We start from the raw sequence: 17,847 nt of genomic DNA on the forward strand, positions 1-17,847 counted from the left end.
TACCGTGGCCCGGACTCATCGTTCAACACCTCGGGGATCCCATGCCGTTCCGCCTTCCTTCGCTCGCCGCTGCCTTCGTGGCGCTCGTCGGATCTCTCATCGTCAGCATCGCGCCCGCCCAGGCGGCGGGTTTGTCGACCAAGACCTCCGTCGTCGCCATGAGCGAGGCCGGCTACGGCTCGGTCTGGGCCCGCTGCACCAAGAAGAAGGCGTGCTCGGGCACGGTCTACGTCGAGGGAGCCGCGGCCCAGAAGCGCAGCTTCAAGGTCAAGGCCCGGTCCGCGCGATGGGTCACCTTCCGCAACACCGGGTGGAAGGCCCGTCCCTCCGCCGTGCTGCGGATGACCGGCGCCTCCCCGAAGCGCATCCATCAGGAGGCGAAGGTCGCGTACGGCACCATCTCGGGCACGGTCTCCCGCGCCAGCGGCGCCGGCGCCAGTGGTGTGAAGGTCGAGCTGTGGCGCATCGGGTCGCGCAACCGCAACGTCCTGGTCTCCACCGTCAATGACGTCGAGCGCAACGGCGGCCGGTTCTCCTTCCGCGTGGCGATGGGCGCCAACAACGGCGCGTCGGCCACGTACAAGCTGCACGTCGTCGGCACCTCCGGCGGCGAGCGCCGCTCGTGGTGGTGGCGCGGCAACGGCATCGGCGGCTTCGCCGGTGGAGCGCGCGACATGGGCGCGGGCACCGCGATCAAGGTCACCCGCGGACAGAAGTTCCGCTACGTCGCCAACGCCCGCTACGCCTCGATCAAGGGCCAGGTGCGCAACGGCGCCAAGCCCGTCGCCGGCACCGAGGTCACGATCGTCGGCCGTCCGCCGTACTGGTCCTCCTCCTCGCGCGTGCTGCGTGACCTGGACTTCATGTCCTGCGCGAACGTCTACGGACGCACCACGACCAACGGCAACGGCAACTACGAGGTCGGCTTCCTGCCGACGTCCACGGCGCGGATCTACGCCGTCAAGCCGGCGGGTGGGCTGTGGTTCGGCTCGGGCGACCGCTCGTGGGGAACGTGCCATGCCGTGGTGAACAACCGCGCCGACACGGCCTCCACCGGCCGCATGCTGCCGCTGCCCGCGGCCGGCCTGGCGAACCGCGTCCACAACGTCGGACGCGGCCGGACCACGGTCAGCGTCGCCGTCGGCGGCTACCAGGGACCGTCCAGCTCGGCCAAGGTCGACCGGTACCTCACGGTGCGCGAGTACGCCAAGGGTCGCAAGATCCTGTCCTCGGACGTCGTGCGTGCCGGCTCGGGCCGCAAGGTCAGCCTGGGCGAGGGCCACTACTGGTTCGAGATCGGCCGCCGCACGGGCTGCTCGGCCTGGTACAAGAGCCGCTACAAGAACAACGACGGCTACTTCAACGGTCTCGACCGCGGGTTCGAGAAGTGGAAGGCCAAGAACCACAAGATGTACCGCCAGCACTGCCGCGCCTACACCGCCGGCACGTACAAGCTGGTCTACGTCAAGGGCTCGTCGATGCGGGTCGTGCTGAAGAACGCCAAGGGCGGATCCGTCAGTGGCCGCGTCACCGCGAAGAAGATCAAGCCGCGCACCGAGCTGATGGTCCGGTTGACCTCCACCGACGGCAAGAAGGTCTACCGCACGGCGATGACCGACGGCGCCGGCAGGTTCAAGGTCACCGGCCTGGCGTCGGGCAGGTACCGCATCGTCGTGAACGCCGATTCGTGGCGCGGCATCTCGCGTGCGTTCTCCGGTCCCAAGACGGTGACGGTCAAGCGCGGCAAGAACAAGTCCGTGGGGACGCTGACCTTCCGTCAGTGACCCCGGGGGCCGGTCCGGGCGACCAGTCGCCCTACGCTGGATTCATGGCGATTCTGGTGACTGGTGGGGCCGGCTACATCGGTGCGCACGTCGTTCGGGCGCTCGAACGGGCGGGCCTGGACTCGGTCGTCGTCGACGACCTGTCCAGCGGGCATCGCGACTTCGTCCGGCCCGAGGTGCCCTTCATCGACCTCTCGATCCTCGACACGAAGGGCCTCGTCGAGCAGCTCTCGCGGCACCGCATCGACGCCGTCATCCACCTGGCCGGCTTCAAGTACGCAGGGGTGTCGGTCGAGCGGCCGGTGCACACCTGGCAGCAGAACGTCGGGGGCACGCTGAGCCTCCTGGAGGCGATGGCCGAGCTGGGCATCGGGGCGATCGTGTTCTCCAGCTCCGCGGCGGTCTACGGCACGACCGACATCGATCTGGTCACCGAGGACACGCCGACCGGCCCGGAGTCGCCCTACGGCGAGTCGAAGCTGGTGGGGGAGTGGATGATCCGCGACCAGGCGGTGGCCACCGGTCTGCGCCACACGTCGCTGCGGTACTTCAACGTCGTCGGCTCCGGTGAGCCGGACCTGTACGACTCGAGCCCGCACAACCTGTTCCCGCTGGTCATCCGTGCGCTGAGTCGGGGCGAGCGACCGCGGATCAACGGCACCGACTACCCGACGCCCGACGGCACGTGCGTGCGTGACTACGTGCACGTCGCCGACCTGGCGGAGGCGCACGTCACCGCAGTGCGGCGGTTGCTGGACGGCGACGAGCTGGAGCCGGTCTACAACCTGGGCAGCGGCGACGGCGTCTCGGTCCGTCAGATCATGCAGGCCGTCGCGACCGCGACCGGTGTGGACTTCGAGCCCGAGGAGGCGGACCGCCGCCCCGGGGACCCGGCGCGCATCGTCGCGTCGGGGGAGCGCGCCACGCGCGACCTGGACTGGAAGATGCGGCACACGCTCGACGACATGGTGGCCAGCGCCTGGCGGGCGCGGCCCGGCGACGCGACGGCCTGACCCGCCCCGTCAGACCCGGCGCAGGACTGCGGTGACCTTGCCGATGATCTGGGCGTCGGTGCCGTCGATCGGGTCGTAGGCAGGGTTCTGCGGCAGCAGCCAGACCTGGCCGTCGCGACGGCTGAGCGTCTTGACCGTCGCCTCGCCGTCGATCATGGCGGCGACCATCTCGCCGTTCTCGGCGACCTGCTGCTGGCGGATCACGACGTAGTCGCCGTCGCAGATCGCGGCGTCGATCATCGAGTCGCCCTTGACCTCGAGCAGGAAGAGCGTGCCGTCGCCGACCAGCGAGCGCGGGAGCGGCATGACCTCCTCGACGCGCTGCTCGGCCAGGATCGGACCGCCGGCCGCGATCCGACCGACCATGGGCACGTAGGCCGGCTCGGGAGCCGCGTCGCCGCTGTCGGTCTCATCGTGGTCGGCCGGGCGGGCGCGCATCGCCGGCTTGGAGTCGGGCAGGTAGATCTCCAGGGCCCGCGGGCGGTGGGGATCGCGGCGGATGAACCCCTTGCGCTCGAGCATCCGCAACTGGTGCGAGACCGAGGACGTGCTGGCCAGGTCACAGGCGGCGCCGACCTCGCGCATGCTGGGCGGGTACCCCTGGGCCTCGATGTGCTCCTTGAGGAACACCAGGATGCGACGTTGGCGCTTGGTCAGTCCGGTCAGGTCGACCGGTTCGTCCAGGTTCTCGCTCATGGGACGACCGTAGCCGGGGCGGGCGGTGGGATCAAACAGGTGTTCGATACGGCGTGTCCCGGTGGTGGCCTAGGGTGAGGAACGTGAGCTACGTGGTGGTGGGGACCCGTTCCGGTCAGCAGTGGAACGTCGAGGTGTCGGGCGTCGGATCGGCCATGGCCGCCGAGCTCGGCCAGATCGAGGCGGTCGCGCGCGACGTCCTGCGCGAGCACGCGGTCGCCGACTTCGCGACGGTCGACCTGCAGCTGTTGCTGCCGGACTTCGAGGTCGACCTGCAGCAGCAGGGCGTACCGCGCCACAGTCTCGGCCCGGTCGAGCTGGTCAGCGGCCTCATCGCGCTGGTGGTCGTGGTCGGCGCGATCGCGTTCCTCGTGGGTCGCGCGCTGGGCTGAGCCGGGTTCAGCGGGGGTCCACGCGACCCCGCGGCTCGCCGGATTCCTCGGCCGCGACGGCCAGCCTGGCGCGAGTGGCACGCTCCCGGGCGAGCCTCGCCTCCTGTGCGATCGTCTCGTCGCTGACGATGTGCTGGCGGGTGGCCTCGACGCACGCACCGAACAAGATGGCCCACATCCCGATCCACAGCCACAGCAGCAGCACGACGACGCCGGCCAGCGCGCCGTACGTGCGGGCGTAGGTGCCGAAGGTCTCGACGTAGATCGAGAAGCCGACCGAGCTCAGGAGCCAGATCGCGGCGGCCAGGACCACACCCCGGCTGATGAGCGGGCCGGTCGGGGGTCGCTGGGGAGCCTGGCGGTAGAGCACGCCGATGGCCACGAGGACGGCGCCGGCCAGCACGAGCCAGCGGATGACGTGCGCGATCACACGCGTGACGGCGCCGGCGCCGGTCAGGTCCAGCACCACCGGGACCACCGCCACCACCGAGACGGAGAGGACGCCGAACGCCAGGGCCGCGACGGTCAGGGCCAGTCCGGACAGGCGGCGCACGACGTACCACCCGCGCGGAGGCAGACCGTACAGCTGGTTGATGGCCGTGACGAGGTGGAAGATCCCGCTCGACGCGGAGTACAGGGCCAGTGCGACGGCGACGACGGCGCTCACGCCCAGCGAGCCGGCGCCCGCCGCCGTGAGCTGGTCCATCTGGTCGGTGATGAAGGATGCGGCCTCGGGCGGCAAGGCGGCGGTCAGTCGGTCCGCCTGGTCCGCGATGGTGTCCGGATCGGCCACCAGCCCGTAGACGGACACCATGGCGATGAGGGCCGGGAACAGGGACGTGAACAGGAAGAACGCGACGCCGGCGGCCAGCAGCGACGCCTGCTTGGCCGATGCCTGCCGCCACGCGGTGACCAGCGTCTGCAGCGGGGACATGGCCCGACGGTAGCGGGCTCCGCCGGGGGAGCGCCCGTCGCTCCGGCCGGAACGACACGCCCGTTCGAACAAGATTTCGACAATGCTCGATTTTGTCGGAGGCCACCCGTACAGTCGTTCATGTGTTCGATAGAACACGTGATCGAATCGAACAGCCGCACTTCCCCGGAGGCCATCATGAGCATCACCCTCGACCACAGCTCCTTCCCGGTCATCGACCTGCCGCGTCGCCCGCTGGTGACCCGCACGACGTACCGGGCCGCCGGCGCCGCTCCCGCCGCGCCGCTGCGCCTGACCGGTCGTGGCCGGATCGCCCTGGTGGCCGTCGCCCTCGCCGTGATCAGCGCGCTGGTGATCGTCTTCGGGTCCGCCGTGGTCGCCTCGGACTCCGCCGCCGAGCCGGGGATCGTCACCACGGTGACGGTCCAGCCGGGTCAGACTCTCTGGAGCATCGCCGCCGAGGCACGTCCCGACGCCGACATCCGGTCCACCGTGGACGAGATCGTCAAGCTCAACGCCCTTGAGGACGGGGTCGCGCTCCCCATCGGCACCACGCTGGCCGTGCCGACCACCGACTGACCGTTCACTCCCGAGCCCGCGCGCGGCGCCCATCGATGCCCTGGGGAAGGGGCGGTGGGCGCCGCGTCGCGTTGTGTCAGGGTTCGACACGCGTTCATCGCCGACTCGTTCCCTTGTCGCTGTCCGCGGCGTAGCGTGCAGTGAGGACATCGACTTCAGGAGGTCCGCATGACGATCGCCGCTCCTGGCCATCACCACCACATCCACGTGATGACCCGGTACCGGGGGCAGGTGCTGTGTCGCGCCGCCGTCCTGCTGACGGCCAGTGCAGCGACCTGGGTGCTGCCGGGGCGCGAGGGCACGCACGGTGTCGATGCTCCGGCGCGCTGGCTCGGCAGTGCCGTGACCGAGGCACACCCGGCCGTCGGCGTCGTCGTCCTGCTGGCGCTCGTGGCCGCGGGCTACGCGTGGCAGCGGGTGCGTCCGGCCGACATGGGCGCGCTGGCCTGGGTCGTGGCCGGGGGAGCACTGGCCTTCGTGTCCGTCGCGCTGGTCGTGACGGCGGGCTCGGGTGAAGGGCCGGTCTATTGGTGGCTCGGCGTCGGCGTGGTCGTCACCTCGATGACGTTGCAGGTCCTGGCGGCGCTGGCCGGACACGGACTGGCCGTGCTCGCGGCGCGGCGGGGCGAGGTCCCGGCGGTCTGACCGGCACTCCGGCCCCGGCTGCCACCGAAGGACGGACGAACGCCCCGGTCGAAGGACCGGGGCGTTCTCGTGTTCAGGGTGCGGGCGTCAGCTCTTGAGCTGTCCGCCTGCGCTCTCGAGGTGGGCTCGCACGAACCAGTGGAACAGCTCGAGCGTCTTGATCTGCCCGATGATCATGTCCTCGGTCACCGGGTCGAGGTCCTCGACGGCAGCCTGCGCCTTGCGGTGGTCGTCGATGAGGCCGGTGTAGACGGCATCGAGCGCCTTGAGGTGCTCGGTGGTCGTCGCCCGGCCCAGCGGGTAGTCCTCCCACGAGCGTCCGTCGACGATCGCCTTCGGGGTGCCCAGGGGGACGGCGCCCAGGGTCGCGATGCGCTCCGCGGTCTCGTCGACCATGTCGCGAACCTCGACCACGTGAGGATCGATCATCTCGTGCACCGCGATGAAGTGGGGACCCACGACGTTCCAGTGCACGTGCTTGAGGGTGAGCATCAGGTCGTTGAGTGCGTTCAACCGATCCTGCAGCGTCTTCGCCAGGCTCTCGCCGTCGGCGATGCTGAGACCGGGAACCGTGTACTTGGGTTTGGTGGCCATGCCTCCACCGTAGAGCGATCAACCGATGTCGCAACCGCAGCGAGTGTGACGTCCTCAGCCCTCGAGAGCGCCCCGCAACCGGGCGTGCTCACGTGCACTGCGCACCCGGGCGACCGCAGCGGTCCAAGCGCGGTCGGCCTCCTCGTGGTGGCCCAGCCGGGCCAGCAGATCGGCCCGCGTGGCGTGGTAGAGGTGACTGTCGAGGTCGAAGCCCTCGACCAGCTCGAGCGCCACGTCGGCGCCGCGAACCTCCGCGAGCGAGGTGGCGCGGCTCAGGGCGACGAGATCGGACGGCGCCAGGATCATGAGCTGGTCGTGCAGGGCCAGGATCCGGTCCCAGTCGGTGTCCGCGGCACTCGCGGCGGTGACGTGCTCGGCCTGGATGGTGGCGCGGACCTGGTAGGGCCCCGTGGGGTTCTGACGCCGGCTGGCGCGCAGCAGGAACAGCCCTTCGTCGATCTCGTCGCGGTGCCAGCGGCTGCGGTCCTGCTCCCCGAACGGGATGAGCGAGCCGTCGGGGGCCACCCGGGCGTCGCGGCGCGCGCGGGTCAACAGCATGATGGCCAGCGCGGCCCGCGGCTCGGGCTCGGCCGGGAACTGCTCCACGAGGACCCGCATCGTCTCGACGGCCTCATAGGGCAGGTCCAGGTGGCAGTGGGGGTGGACGATGCCGTCGTCGAAGACCAGCATCAGCACGTCGAGCACACAGTTGAGGTGCTGGGCGGTGAGCTCCGGGGGGACGGGCTGCCCGAGCAGGCCGCGGGCGCGATCTTGCGACCAGGCGAGCCGGCGGGCCATGGTCGCGTCGGAAACGGCGAAGCTGCGCGCGATCTCGTCGGTGGGGAAGCCGCCGGCGACGGCGAGCATGAGGGCGATCCGGGCGGCCATCGGCAAGGAGGAGTGGGAGCAGGCCGAGAGCACGGTGAGCACGGCCGACGCGTCGTCCTCGGGGACGTGGGGCACCGGGTCCGTCCGGCCGGCGCTGGCCCAGGCCTGCTCCAGCAACGAGTCGGCCGAGGGCCGATCATGGCGCACTGCGGCGACCACGTCGTCCACGGCGTCCAGGGCCTCCCCGAGGTCGCCGACGTGGACGGCGAGCACCCCCAGTGCGCGCAGGCGTGCTGAGCGAAGTTCTCGGGGGAGGGAGACGGAGTGGGTCATGTCGGTGTCGCGGTGTCCAAGGTGCGCAAGGGACAAGGCGACTCCTCTCGTTCCGTGCTGCCGGTCGTGATGGACGGGGAAACTCGATGCGACCCCTCGATGGTCGCCGACACGCCCGTGATCCGCGAGTCGACCGGCCCCGACCCCGGGCTGACCTGCGCAAACGTCGTCCTTACGAACATCGCGTCCAATTCTGTCGGACTTCTTTGCGAAGTTGTTGCTTACCGGTGACACGCCACGTAGAGTAACCACTACATCTAGTAGTTACACAGATGTGATTCTCCACATATAGGTCCACAGGTTCAGCCCTGTTACCCACATCACATGTGAAGATGTCCACACTCCGTCCCCAGGTTCATCCACCGGGAGCGGAATTCGGTCCGATGCGAGGAGGAAACGATGCACTGCCCGTTCTGCAAGCACACCGACACGCGCGTGCTCGACTCGCGCGTGGCCGATGAGGGCGGCTCCATTCGCCGTCGCCGGGCCTGCTCGCGATGCGAGAAGCGCTTCACCACGATCGAGCAGATGCAGCTCATGGTCGTGAAGCGCTCGGGGGCCACCGAGCCGTTCGTCCGCGAGAAGGCCGTCGCCGGCGTCGCCAAGGCCTGCAAGGGCCGACCCGTGTCCACCGACGACCTGGCCTGCCTGGGCCAGCAGGTCGAGGACGCCCTGCGCGCCTCCGGCCAGGCCGAGATCAACACGCAGGACATCGGGATGGCCATCCTCGAACCCCTGCGCGCCCTCGACGAGGTGGCGTACCTGCGCTTCGCGTCGGTCTACAAGTCCTTCGACTCCGCCGACGACTTCGTCGCCGAGATCGCCGGGCTCATGGCCGACCAGGCCGACATCGCCCACGTGCTCGACCGCGCCGCCGAGGCCTCCTCGCCGAAGCACCCCGACTCCGGGTCCTGACCGACCCGCAGTCCCCAGACGACACACATCCACGCTGCACACCACGACAGGAGCACCACATGACCGAAACGGTCGGCGGGACCTCGGGATCCGCCCCTCGCACCAGCCGCAAGTCCGCGAAGAACGGCTTGAAGATCGAGCGAGTCCACACCACCGAGGGCGTGCACCCGTACGACGCGGTCACCTGGGAGCGGCGTGACGTCGTCCAGACCAACTGGAAGACCGGCGAGACCGTTTTCGAGCAGCGCGGCGTGGAGTTCCCCGACTTCTGGAGCCTCAACGCCTCGACCATCGTCACCACGAAGTACTTCCGTGGCGCCGTGGGCAGCCCCGAGCGTGAGTCGAGCCTGCGCCAGCTGCTCGACCGTGTCGTCCTGACCTACGTCAAGGCCGGCAAGGACTTCGGCTACTTCGCCACCGACGCCGACGCCGAGATCTTCGAGCACGAGCTGACGTACATGCTCCTGCACCAGATCTTCAGCTTCAACAGCCCCGTGTGGTTCAACGTGGGCACCTCCAGCCCTCAGCAGGTCAGCGCGTGCTTCATCCTGGCCGTCGACGACTCGATGGACTCGATCCTGAACTGGTACCGCGAGGAGGGCCTGATCTTCAAGGGCGGCTCCGGCGCCGGCCTGAACCTGTCGCGCATCCGCTCCAGCAAGGAGCTGCTGCGCTCGTCCGGTGGCACCGCCTCGGGCCCCGTCTCCTTCATGCGCGGCGCCGACGCGTCCGCCGGCACGATCAAGTCCGGTGGCGCCACCCGTCGCGCCGCCAAGATGGTCGTGCTCGACGTCGACCACCCCGACATCGTCGAGTTCGTCGAGACCAAGGAGCGCGAGGAGGAGAAGATCCGCGTGCTGCGTGACGCGGGCTTCGACATGGATCTGGGCGGCTCGGACATCACCAGCGTCCAGTACCAGAACGCCAACAACTCGGTGCGCGTCAACGACGAGTTCATGGAGGCCGTCGAGGAGGGCACCTCCTTCGGTCTGCGCGCCCGCACCAGCGGCGAGGTCATCGAGGAGATCGACGCCCGCGAGCTGTGGGGCAAGATGGCCCACGCCGCGTGGGCGTGCGCCGACCCGGGCATCCAGTACGACTCGACCATCAACGACTGGCACACCACGCCGGAGTCGGGCCGGATCACCGCCTCGAACCCGTGCAGCGAGTACATGCACCTGGACAACTCCAGCTGCAACCTGGCCAGCCTGAACCTGCTGAAGTTCCTCACCGCCGAGGGCACGTTCGACACCCAGAAGTTCGTCAAGAGCGTCGAGTTCATCATCACCGCGATGGACATCTCGATCTGCTTCGCCGACTTCCCGACCGAGGCCATCGGCGACACGACGCGCAAGTTCCGTCAGCTGGGCATCGGCTACGCCAACCTCGGCGCGCTGCTCATGGCCTCGGGTCTGGCGTACGACTCCGAGGGTGGCCGGGCGCTGGCCGCGGGTATCACCTCGCTGATGACCGGCACGTCCTACCGCCGCAGCGCCGAGCTCGCCGGCGTCGTGGGCCCCTACGAGGGCTACGCCGCCAACGTCGACGGCCACCAGCGCGTCATGCGCAAGCACCAGGCCGCCAACGACGAGATCCGCACCAAGCACGCGATCGACATCGCCGTGCAGAAGGAGGCCACCAAGCAGTGGGCGGCCAACCTGAAGATCGGTGAGAAGAACGGCTGGCGCAACTCCCAGGCCTCCGTCCTGGCGCCCACCGGCACGATCGGCTTCATGATGGACTGCGACACGACCGGCATCGAGCCGGACTTCTCGCTGGTCAAGTTCAAGAAGCTCGTCGGCGGCGGCTCGATGCAGGTCGTCAACCAGACGGTCCCCGCGGCGCTCGAGAAGCTGGGCTACACCGGCGAGACCATCGAGGCGATCGTCGAGTTCATCGCCGAGAACGGCCACGTCATCGATGCCCCGGGCCTGCGCCCGGAGCACTACGAGGTCTTCGACTGCGCCGTGGGCGAGCGGGCCATCAAGCCGATGGGCCACGTCCGGATGATGGCGGCCTGCCAGCCGTTCCTGTCCGGCGCCATCAGCAAGACGGTCAACATGCCCGAGACCGCGACGGTCGAGGAGATCGCCGACGTGTACTTCCAGGGCTGGAAGCTCGGCCTGAAGGCTCTGGCGGTCTACCGCGACAACTGCAAGGTCGGCCAGCCGCTGTCCAGCCAGAAGACGCAGGACAAGGCGACCAGCGGTCAGGCCGCGGCCGAGACCGAGGTCAAGATCGTCGAGAAGATCGTCGAGAAGCCGATCCGTCGCCGTCTGCCCAAGTCGCGCGCTGCGATCACGACCAGCTTCAGCGTCGGTGGCGCCGAGGGCTACATGACCTCCGGTGCCCACGACGACGGCACGCTGGGCGAGATCTTCCTCAAGCTCGGCAAGCAGGGCTCGACCCTGGCCGGCGTGATGGACGCGTTCAGCATCGCCGTCTCGATCGGCCTGCAGTACGGCGTGCCGCTGGAGACGTTCGTCAGCAAGTTCACGAACCTCAAGTTCGAGCCGGCCGGTCTGACCGACGACCCGGACGTGCGGATGGCGCAGTCGATCATGGACTACGTCTTCCGTCGCCTGGCGCTGGACTACATCGACTTCGACACCCGGTCGGCCATGTCGATCTTCTCGGTCGACGAGCGTCAGCGGTACCTGGACACGGGCTCCTACGAGCCGGTCAAGGGTGACGGCTCGACCGCGGCCGAGCTGGTCACCGACGAGGCGGCGGGTCCCTCGCCCGAGGCGGCTGCCGAGATCAGGGCCGAGGCGCAGATCGCCGACGCCGAAGCGGTGGCGATCCAGGTCGAGACCGCGCGTCCGGCCTCGGGTCGGGCCCACACCTCGGCCGAGCTCCTCGAGGAGATCACCGGGTCCGCGGTCGACAGCCCGCTGTGCATGACCTGCGGCACGAAGATGCGTCCCGCCGGCTCCTGCCACGTGTGCGAGGGCTGCGGCAGCACCAGCGGCTGCAGCTGATCACGAGGCGGCGGCAGGTGCAGCCGCCCCTCGTTCCGGCCCGGACTCTCCTCGCGGAGGGTCCGGGCCGGCCCGCGTCCGGAGGGGATCAGTCCCGAGTCCACTCCTGCGTCTGGGTCAGTCGGAACAGGTAGGCCAGTGGCGGCACGACCAGCACGGCGGCCAGTCCCACCACGACGAGCAGGCCGACGAGCGTGGCGTCCGCGCCGGCGCCGTCGGCGATGCGGACCTGGTCGACCAGCAGCCACGGGTACTGCCCGACGCCCCAGCCGGTGATGACCGACGCCACGGCGACGACCGCGGTCACCCGCGCCGGGCTGTAGAGCCGGCGGAACAGCAACGCCAGCGTCCCGGCACCGGCCAGCGCGGAGGCCACGATGAGCGGGGCGGCACGTCCCTCGAGGCCCGCGGCCAGGGTGGGGGAGTCCTCGGCGATGGGCACGAGCGCGGCGAACACCACGACTCCGGTGCCGACACCGACCACCATCGTGCGCCGGCGCAGGCTCTCGGCCAGAGCGGTGCGGCCGCCGCGGTCGGCATCGGCGGTGAGGAAGACCCCGCCGAGGAAGGCGCAGGTCCCGACGGCGATGATCCCGCCGAGGATCGACGTCGGGTTGAGCCACGAGGTCCACAGGTCGCCGCGGCCCTCGGCGGGAACCCGTCCGGAGGCGATCGCACCGGCGACCGTCCCGAGGAAGAAGGGCGTGATGAGCGAGGAGCCGGCGAACACCGCGCCGTAGAGACGAGCCTGGCTCATGGTCGGCGCGAACTTGCGGAACGCGAACGCCGAGCCGCGCAGGACGATGCCGAGCAACGCGAAGAGCATCGGCAGGATGAGGGTGTTCATCGCGGCCGCGAACGACTCGGGGAAGCCGGTCCACCACATCACCAGGACGTAGATCAGCCACACGTGGTTGGCCTCCCAGACCGGACCGATGCTGTGGTCCACCAGGGTGCGCAGCTCGGCGCCGCGCCGCGAGCCGCCCGCCGTCAGGTCGTAGAAGCCCGAGCCGAAGTCCGCTCCGCCGAACAGGGCGTACGCGACGACGCCGACGAACAGCGCAGCGGCGACCGCCGTCTGGAGGGTCACGAGCCCACCGGGCGCTCGTCGACGCCCGGCCTTCGAGCTGGGGTCCGTACGGACTGGGCAGGTCCTCCTCGCCCGCGCGCCACCGCCGAGACATTGATCTCAGCACGGTGATCGCCCCGACGGTGAGGGCGGTGTACAAGATGGTGGTCGCGACCAGCAGCATCCACAGGTCGGGGTTGTCCCCGGCCGCGTCCGGGGTCCTGAGCACGTTCTGCACCACCCACGGCTGGCGCCCGACCTCCGTCGCGATCCAGCCGGCCTCGAGGGCGATCACCGCCAGCGGTCCGGCCACCACCGCGGCCCGCAGCGTCCACCGGTTGGCCAGCAGGTCGCGCCCGCGCCACCGGACGAACCAGTACACGACGACGGCGACGAACAGCAGCGTCCCGATCCCGACCATGGTCTGGAAGGCGAGGTGCGTGATGTTGATCGGCGGCTGGTCCGCGACCGGGATCTCCTCGAGGCCCACGACCGGCTTGGTGAAGGAGTTCCTGGCGATGATCGAGCCCAGGTACGGGATGTCCAGGGCGTAACGGACCTCACCGTCGATCAGCAGCCCGCCGAGACGCAACGGCGACGGGCTCTCGGTCTCGGTGGCCAGCTCGAAGGCGGCCAGCTTCGCGGGCTGCCGGGTGGCGATGCGCAGACCCAGCAGGTGCCCGACGAAGGGTTGGATGATGGCGGCGACGCTCGCGAAGGCGAACGCCATCGTGAATCCCAGGCGGTGGTGCCGGTCGCGCCGTCCGCGCAGCATCCCCGCGGCGTAGACGCCGGCGACCAGGAACCCCACGACCATGTACGCCGCGACCCACATGTGCGCGAACTGCAGCACGGCGCCCGGGTTGAACAGCACCGCCCACGGCCGGATGTCGACGACGGCGCCGTCCTCGATGGCGAAGCCGACCGGCATGTTCATCCACGCGTTGACCGCGACGACGCAGTAGGTCCCCACGACCCCGGCGACGGCCATCGGCAGGATCATCAGCAGGTGCAGCCGCGGGGGCATGCGTCCCCACCCGTACAGGTAGATCCCCAGGAAGATCGCCTCGGTGAAGAACGAGAGCCCCTCGAACGCGAACGGCAGGCCCAGGACGTCGCCGAAGGGACCCATCAGCCCCGGCCACAGCAGGCCCATCTCGAAGCTCAGGACGGTCCCGGACACCGCACCGATCGCGAACAGGACCGCCGAGACCTTGGCCCACCGCTTGGCCAGGGTCAGGGCGTTGGCGTCGTCGCGGTACACGCCGCGCCAGTGCGCGACGAAGATCATCGCGGGGAAGGCGACCCCGAAGGAGGCGAGGATGATGTGCCACCCCAGGGACAGGGCCATCTGCTGGCGGGCGGGCAGCAATCCCGCCGGATCGTCTCCGGCGAGGACAACCTGGACCAGGTCGAGGACCGCCATGTGAGCCAACGTAACCCCGGCCTCGCGTGCCCACCTCCCGGCTGCGTGCGGGCCACGGGGTTGCGCGGTGCAGTGTGCGGCGCAGCATGGAGGAATGGAGAGTCTGGTGATCGTCGGGGCGGGCCTGGCCGCTGCGAAGGCGGTCGAGCGGCTCCGGGACGAGGGCTACGAGGGGTCGATCACCGTCGTGGGCGCCGAGCCTCACGCGCCCTACGAGCGCCCGCCGCTGTCGAAGGACCTGCTGCTCGGCCGGGAGACGGACCCGGTCGTGCTGGACCCGCGCTGGTGGGCGGAGCACGACGTCCGGCTGGTGACCGGGGACCGCGCGACCTCGTTGGACCGCGACGGGCGGCGGGTCACCCTGGACTCGGGGGAGCGGCTGTCGTACGACCTGCTGGTCCTGGCGACGGGCGCCCAGCCCCGCGTCCCCGACCTGCCGGGTGCGGACACCGCGCTGTACCTGCGGACCCGCGAGGACTCGGCGCAGGTGCTGGCGGCGCTGGAGGCCGGCGGCCGGTTGGTGATCATCGGCGCGGGCTGGATCGGTCTGGAGGTGGCGGCCGCCGCGCGTCAGCACGGGGTCGACGTCGTGGTCCTCGAGCAGGCGGACGTGCCGCTGGCCGGTGTCCTGGGGGTGGAGTTGGCCGAGCACCTGGCCGCGCTGCACCGGTCGCACGGCGTCGACCTGCGCACCGGCGTCACGGTGGAGGAGGTGACGGTCCGGTCGGGACGTCCGACGGGGGTGCGCACGTCGCAGGGCATCCTCGAGGCCGATCACGTCCTGGTCGCCGTCGGCGCCGTCCCCGATGTCGTCCTGGCGGAGGACTCCGGTCTCGAGGTCGACGGCGGCATCGTGGTCGACGAGTGGTTCCAGACCCACGACGAGCGGGTCATGGCGATCGGGGACGTCGCCAACGCTTGGAACGTGACGCTGGACGACCGGCTGCGGGTCGAGCACTGGGACAACGCGATCCGCCAGGGCAGGGCGGCCGCGGACGTGCTGCTGGGCCGGGACACGCCCTATGACTGGCTGCCGTACTTCTTCACCGATCAGTTCGAGTTCTCGATGGAGTACGTGGGCCGGTCGGCGCCCGATGACCGGCTCGAGATCCACGGCGACCTGGCGGCGAACCGTTGCATCGCGTGCTGGTTCGACCGGCAGGGGCTGTTGACCGCCGCGATGAACGTCGGCATCTGGGAGGTGAGCGACACCCTGCGCGCGATGGTGGGGCGTCGCGTCGACCCGGCGGAGGTGGCGGCGCTGGGTTGACCGGGAGGGTGGACCGGGCCCCGGGGGATGCACCGCCCCCGGGACCCGATCTCTCGTGTCCGCAGAACCCTGGAGGTCTACTGCGACCCTTCGACCGTAGGTGAGCAAGGACACGGCTGCAATCTGAGGAGACGAGCCATTGCAGCCGTGCAAACGTTGCACGAGTGCATAGACTGCATAGGTGCAAACAGACTCCGTCAACTCCCTGGTGGCCGAGCGTCAGCGGCAGACGTGGACGGCCATCCATCACGCCGCCGCGGGGGCCACGCTCGAGCAGGGTCCCGACGAGGTCACCGTCGCCCAGATCGCCGGCGCGGCCGGGATCTCGACGCGGACCTTCTTCAACTACTTCGACTCCAAGGAGGACGCGATCCTCGGCGTCCGCACCCCGCGCATCACCGAGGAGGCGATCGCGATGCTGCGTGACTCGTCCGACGAGCCGGCCCTGCTGCGGGTCAGCAAGCTCGTGACCGAGGTCGCGGCGAGCACCATCGGCCCCGGCGTCGATCTCGTGCAGCGCCGCTCGATCGCCGCTGCGCACCCACGACTGCGCGTCCGCCTCACGCAGGTGTTCACCGACAGTCGCAAGCTGGTCAACGCCCGCATGGTCGAGGACGCCGAGCCGCGATGGATGGGCGTCGAGGGCCTGCCCACCGATCCGCTCGAGGCTCGCGCGCTCGTCCTGCTGGCCGGAGCGGTCGTGACACTCGCCTGGACAGGCGACCCCGAGTTCTTCAACGACGACCGAGACCCCGCTCTCGCCGCCGCCATCGACACTTTCAGAAAGGTCACCTCCACCGCACTATGACCACGACGACTCCCTCCACCCACACGTCCGACAAGCGCACCGTCCTGCTCGTCTTCGCGGCCCTCATGCTCGTCATGCTGCTGGCCTCGCTGAGCCAGACGGTGCTGTCGACCGCGTTGCCGACGATCGTCGGCTCCCTCGACGGTGCCGACCACATCGCCTGGGTCATGACCGCGTACCTGCTGGGCATGACCGTCACGATGCCGATCTACGGCCGCCTCGGTGACCGGCTCGGCCGCAAGCCGCTGCTGTTGATCGCCATCGTCCTGTTCACCGTCGGCTCGCTGTTGGGCGCGATCGCGCAGGACATGAGCCTGCTGATCGCGGCCCGTGCCGTGCAGGGCCTGGGCGGCGGTGGCCTCATGGTGCTGTCGCAGGCTGCGATCGCCGACGTCGTGCCCGCGCGCGAGCGCGGCAAGTACATGGGCATCCTCGGTGCCGTCTTCGGCCTGTCCTCGGTCGCCGGCCCCCTGCTGGGCGGGTGGTTCACCGAGGGGCCCGGTTGGCGCTGGACCTTCTGGATCAACGTCCCGCTGGGCGTGCTGGCCTTCGTCGCGGTCGTCCTGCTGCTTCAGAAGCCGACCGTCGAGCGCGCCAGGACGCGCGTGGACCACCTCGGCATGGCACTGCTGGCCATCGCCACCAGCGCCCTGATCCTCGGCGCGACCTGGGGCGGCCACCAGTACGCCTGGACCAGCCCGCAGATCATCGCCCTGGGCGTCGTCACCGTCGCGGCCGCGTTCGCGTTCGTCGCGGTCGAGCGCCGGGCCGAGGAGCCCGTCATGCCGTTGGGTCTGTTCCGCGACCGCAACTTCAACCTGACCACGGTGGGCGTCATCATCCTGGGCGTGTGCATGTTCGGCTCGCTGTCGTACCTGCCCACCTACCTGCAGATGTCCGTCGGCGTCAACGCCACCAAGGCCGGCCTCATGATGATCCCGATGATGGGCGGCATGCTCGTCACGTCGATCGTCGTCGGTCAGGCCGTCAGCCGCACGGGCCGCTACCGCTGGTACCCGATCGCGGGCGCCGTGGTGACGGGCCTGGGTCTGTTCCTGCTGTCGACGATCGAGATCGGCGACGCCCGCTGGCACATCGAGGGCGCGTTGCTGGTCCTGGGCGTCGGCATCGGTCTGGGCATGCAGGTGCTCACGCTGATCGTGCAGAACTCGTTCTCGCACCGGATCGTCGGCACGGCGACCGCGGCGAACAACTTCTTCCGTCAGGTCGGTGGCACCCTGGGCGCCGCGGCGGTCGGCTCGATCTTCACGACCCGGCTGACCGACTCCCTCGCGAAGGAGCTGCCCGAGTCCGGCGCCGGCGGCGGATCCTCGTCGCTGACCCCCGACGCGGTCGCGGACCTGCCGCCCGCGCTCCACGACGTCGTGGTGGGCGCCTACAACGACGCGCTCATGCCGATCTTCCTGTGGCTGGTCCCGTTCGCGGCGGTGTCGGCGGCGGTCCTGTGGTTCGTCCACGAGAAGCCGCTGCACCACACCATCGAGGTGGCGAAGACGGACGAGTCGCTGGGCGAGCAGACGCTCGATGCGGCCGGGGCGGTGAGCGGCGCCGAGCGCTGA

At 69.9% G+C, this 17,847-nt stretch carries 15 protein-coding genes and 1 pseudogene; 10 read left to right on the plus strand and 6 right to left on the minus strand.

From position 1 onward, the window contains the following. Nucleotides 1-41 precede the first annotated feature (41 nt). Together H9L21_RS06255 and galE are read left to right on the plus strand one after the other, a co-directional pair. Nucleotides 42-1,784, plus strand: a complete 1,743-nt coding sequence (locus H9L21_RS06255) for an MSCRAMM family protein (RefSeq protein WP_154595239.1) — start codon at nt 42-44, stop codon at nt 1,782-1,784. Nucleotides 1,785-1,828: 44 nt separating this feature from the next. Beyond that, nucleotides 1,829-2,797, plus strand: a complete 969-nt coding sequence (galE, locus tag H9L21_RS06260; protein WP_154595238.1) for a UDP-glucose 4-epimerase GalE — start codon at nt 1,829-1,831, stop codon at nt 2,795-2,797. 9 nt (nt 2,798-2,806) lie between these two features. On the opposite strand, the gene lexA is transcribed toward galE, so the two are convergent. Further along, complete coding sequence (gene lexA, locus H9L21_RS06265; RefSeq protein WP_154595237.1) at nt 2,807-3,493, minus strand: transcriptional repressor LexA; 687 nt, start codon at nt 3,491-3,493, stop codon at nt 2,807-2,809. A gap of 83 nt (nt 3,494-3,576) precedes the next feature. On the opposite strand from lexA, the gene H9L21_RS06270 reads away from it, so the two are divergent. Next, complete coding sequence (locus tag H9L21_RS06270; protein WP_154595236.1) at nt 3,577-3,885, plus strand: hypothetical protein; 309 nt, start codon at nt 3,577-3,579, stop codon at nt 3,883-3,885. 7 nt (nt 3,886-3,892) lie between these two features. Here the strand turns inward: H9L21_RS06270 and H9L21_RS06275 are convergent, their stop codons facing one another. After that, nucleotides 3,893-4,819 (minus strand): YihY/virulence factor BrkB family protein, encoded by a 927-nt coding sequence (locus tag H9L21_RS06275; protein ID WP_154595235.1) that lies wholly within the window; start codon nt 4,817-4,819, stop codon nt 3,893-3,895. A gap of 177 nt (nt 4,820-4,996) precedes the next feature. On the opposite strand from H9L21_RS06275, the gene H9L21_RS06280 reads away from it, so the two are divergent. Together H9L21_RS06280 and H9L21_RS06285 are read left to right on the plus strand one after the other, a co-directional pair. Further along, entirely contained in the window at nt 4,997-5,398 is a 402-nt protein-coding gene (locus H9L21_RS06280; RefSeq protein ID WP_154595234.1) for a LysM peptidoglycan-binding domain-containing protein, read from the plus strand. A 168-nt stretch (nt 5,399-5,566) separates the two neighbouring features. Further along, the gene (locus H9L21_RS06285; protein ID WP_154595233.1) at nt 5,567-6,043 is read left to right on the plus strand and encodes a hypothetical protein; all 477 of its coding nucleotides are present in this window, start codon (nt 5,567-5,569) and stop codon (nt 6,041-6,043) included. Between the two features lie 87 nt (nt 6,044-6,130). On the opposite strand, the gene H9L21_RS06290 is transcribed toward H9L21_RS06285, so the two are convergent. Together H9L21_RS06290 and H9L21_RS06295 are read right to left on the minus strand one after the other, a co-directional pair. Further along, nucleotides 6,131-6,637 carry a Dps family protein gene (locus H9L21_RS06290; RefSeq protein WP_154595232.1) on the minus strand — a complete coding sequence of 169 codons (507 nt, stop codon included), beginning with the start codon at nt 6,635-6,637 and terminating at the stop codon, nt 6,131-6,133. 54 nt (nt 6,638-6,691) lie between these two features. Next, nucleotides 6,692-7,798: an RNA polymerase sigma factor gene (locus H9L21_RS06295; protein ID WP_154595231.1), complete on the minus strand. Its 1,107-nt coding sequence runs from the start codon at nt 7,796-7,798 to the stop codon at nt 6,692-6,694. 399 nt (nt 7,799-8,197) lie between these two features. Here H9L21_RS06295 and nrdR point away from each other — a divergent pair, with 399 nt between their 5' ends. Continuing rightward, nucleotides 8,198-8,713, plus strand: a complete 516-nt coding sequence (gene nrdR / locus H9L21_RS06300; protein ID WP_154595230.1) for a transcriptional regulator NrdR — start codon at nt 8,198-8,200, stop codon at nt 8,711-8,713. Nucleotides 8,714-8,772: 59 nt separating this feature from the next. After that, complete coding sequence (locus H9L21_RS06305) at nt 8,773-11,694, plus strand: vitamin B12-dependent ribonucleotide reductase (protein WP_154595229.1); 2,922 nt, start codon at nt 8,773-8,775, stop codon at nt 11,692-11,694. An 88-nt stretch (nt 11,695-11,782) separates the two neighbouring features. On the opposite strand, the gene H9L21_RS06310 is transcribed toward H9L21_RS06305, so the two are convergent. Continuing rightward, nucleotides 11,783-12,784 carry a cytochrome d ubiquinol oxidase subunit II gene (locus tag H9L21_RS06310; protein WP_187411862.1) on the minus strand — a complete coding sequence of 334 codons (1,002 nt, stop codon included), beginning with the start codon at nt 12,782-12,784 and terminating at the stop codon, nt 11,783-11,785. A gap of 145 nt (nt 12,785-12,929) precedes the next feature. Next, nucleotides 12,930-14,189 (minus strand): annotated as a pseudogene (locus tag H9L21_RS06315) (cytochrome ubiquinol oxidase subunit I); the annotation flags it as partial. Nucleotides 14,190-14,283: 94 nt separating this feature from the next. Here H9L21_RS06315 and H9L21_RS06320 point away from each other — a divergent pair. The 3 genes from H9L21_RS06320 to H9L21_RS06330 all read left to right on the plus strand — a co-directional run bounded on the left by H9L21_RS06320 (nt 14,284) and on the right by H9L21_RS06330 (nt 17,847). Then, a complete protein-coding gene (locus H9L21_RS06320; protein ID WP_154595228.1) occupies nt 14,284-15,459 on the plus strand; it encodes an NAD(P)/FAD-dependent oxidoreductase in 1,176 nt (391 codons plus the stop codon). Between the two features lie 181 nt (nt 15,460-15,640). After that, a complete protein-coding gene (locus H9L21_RS06325; protein WP_154595227.1) occupies nt 15,641-16,267 on the plus strand; it encodes a TetR/AcrR family transcriptional regulator in 627 nt (208 codons plus the stop codon). Next, nucleotides 16,264-17,847 (plus strand): MDR family MFS transporter, encoded by a 1,584-nt coding sequence (locus tag H9L21_RS06330; protein WP_154595226.1) that lies wholly within the window; start codon nt 16,264-16,266, stop codon nt 17,845-17,847. The genes H9L21_RS06325 and H9L21_RS06330 overlap by 4 nt, the downstream gene beginning before the upstream one ends.

The organism is Aeromicrobium senzhongii (genome assembly GCF_014334735.1).
In the GTDB taxonomy this organism is placed as follows: Bacteria; Actinomycetota; Actinomycetes; order Propionibacteriales; family Nocardioidaceae; genus Aeromicrobium; species Aeromicrobium senzhongii.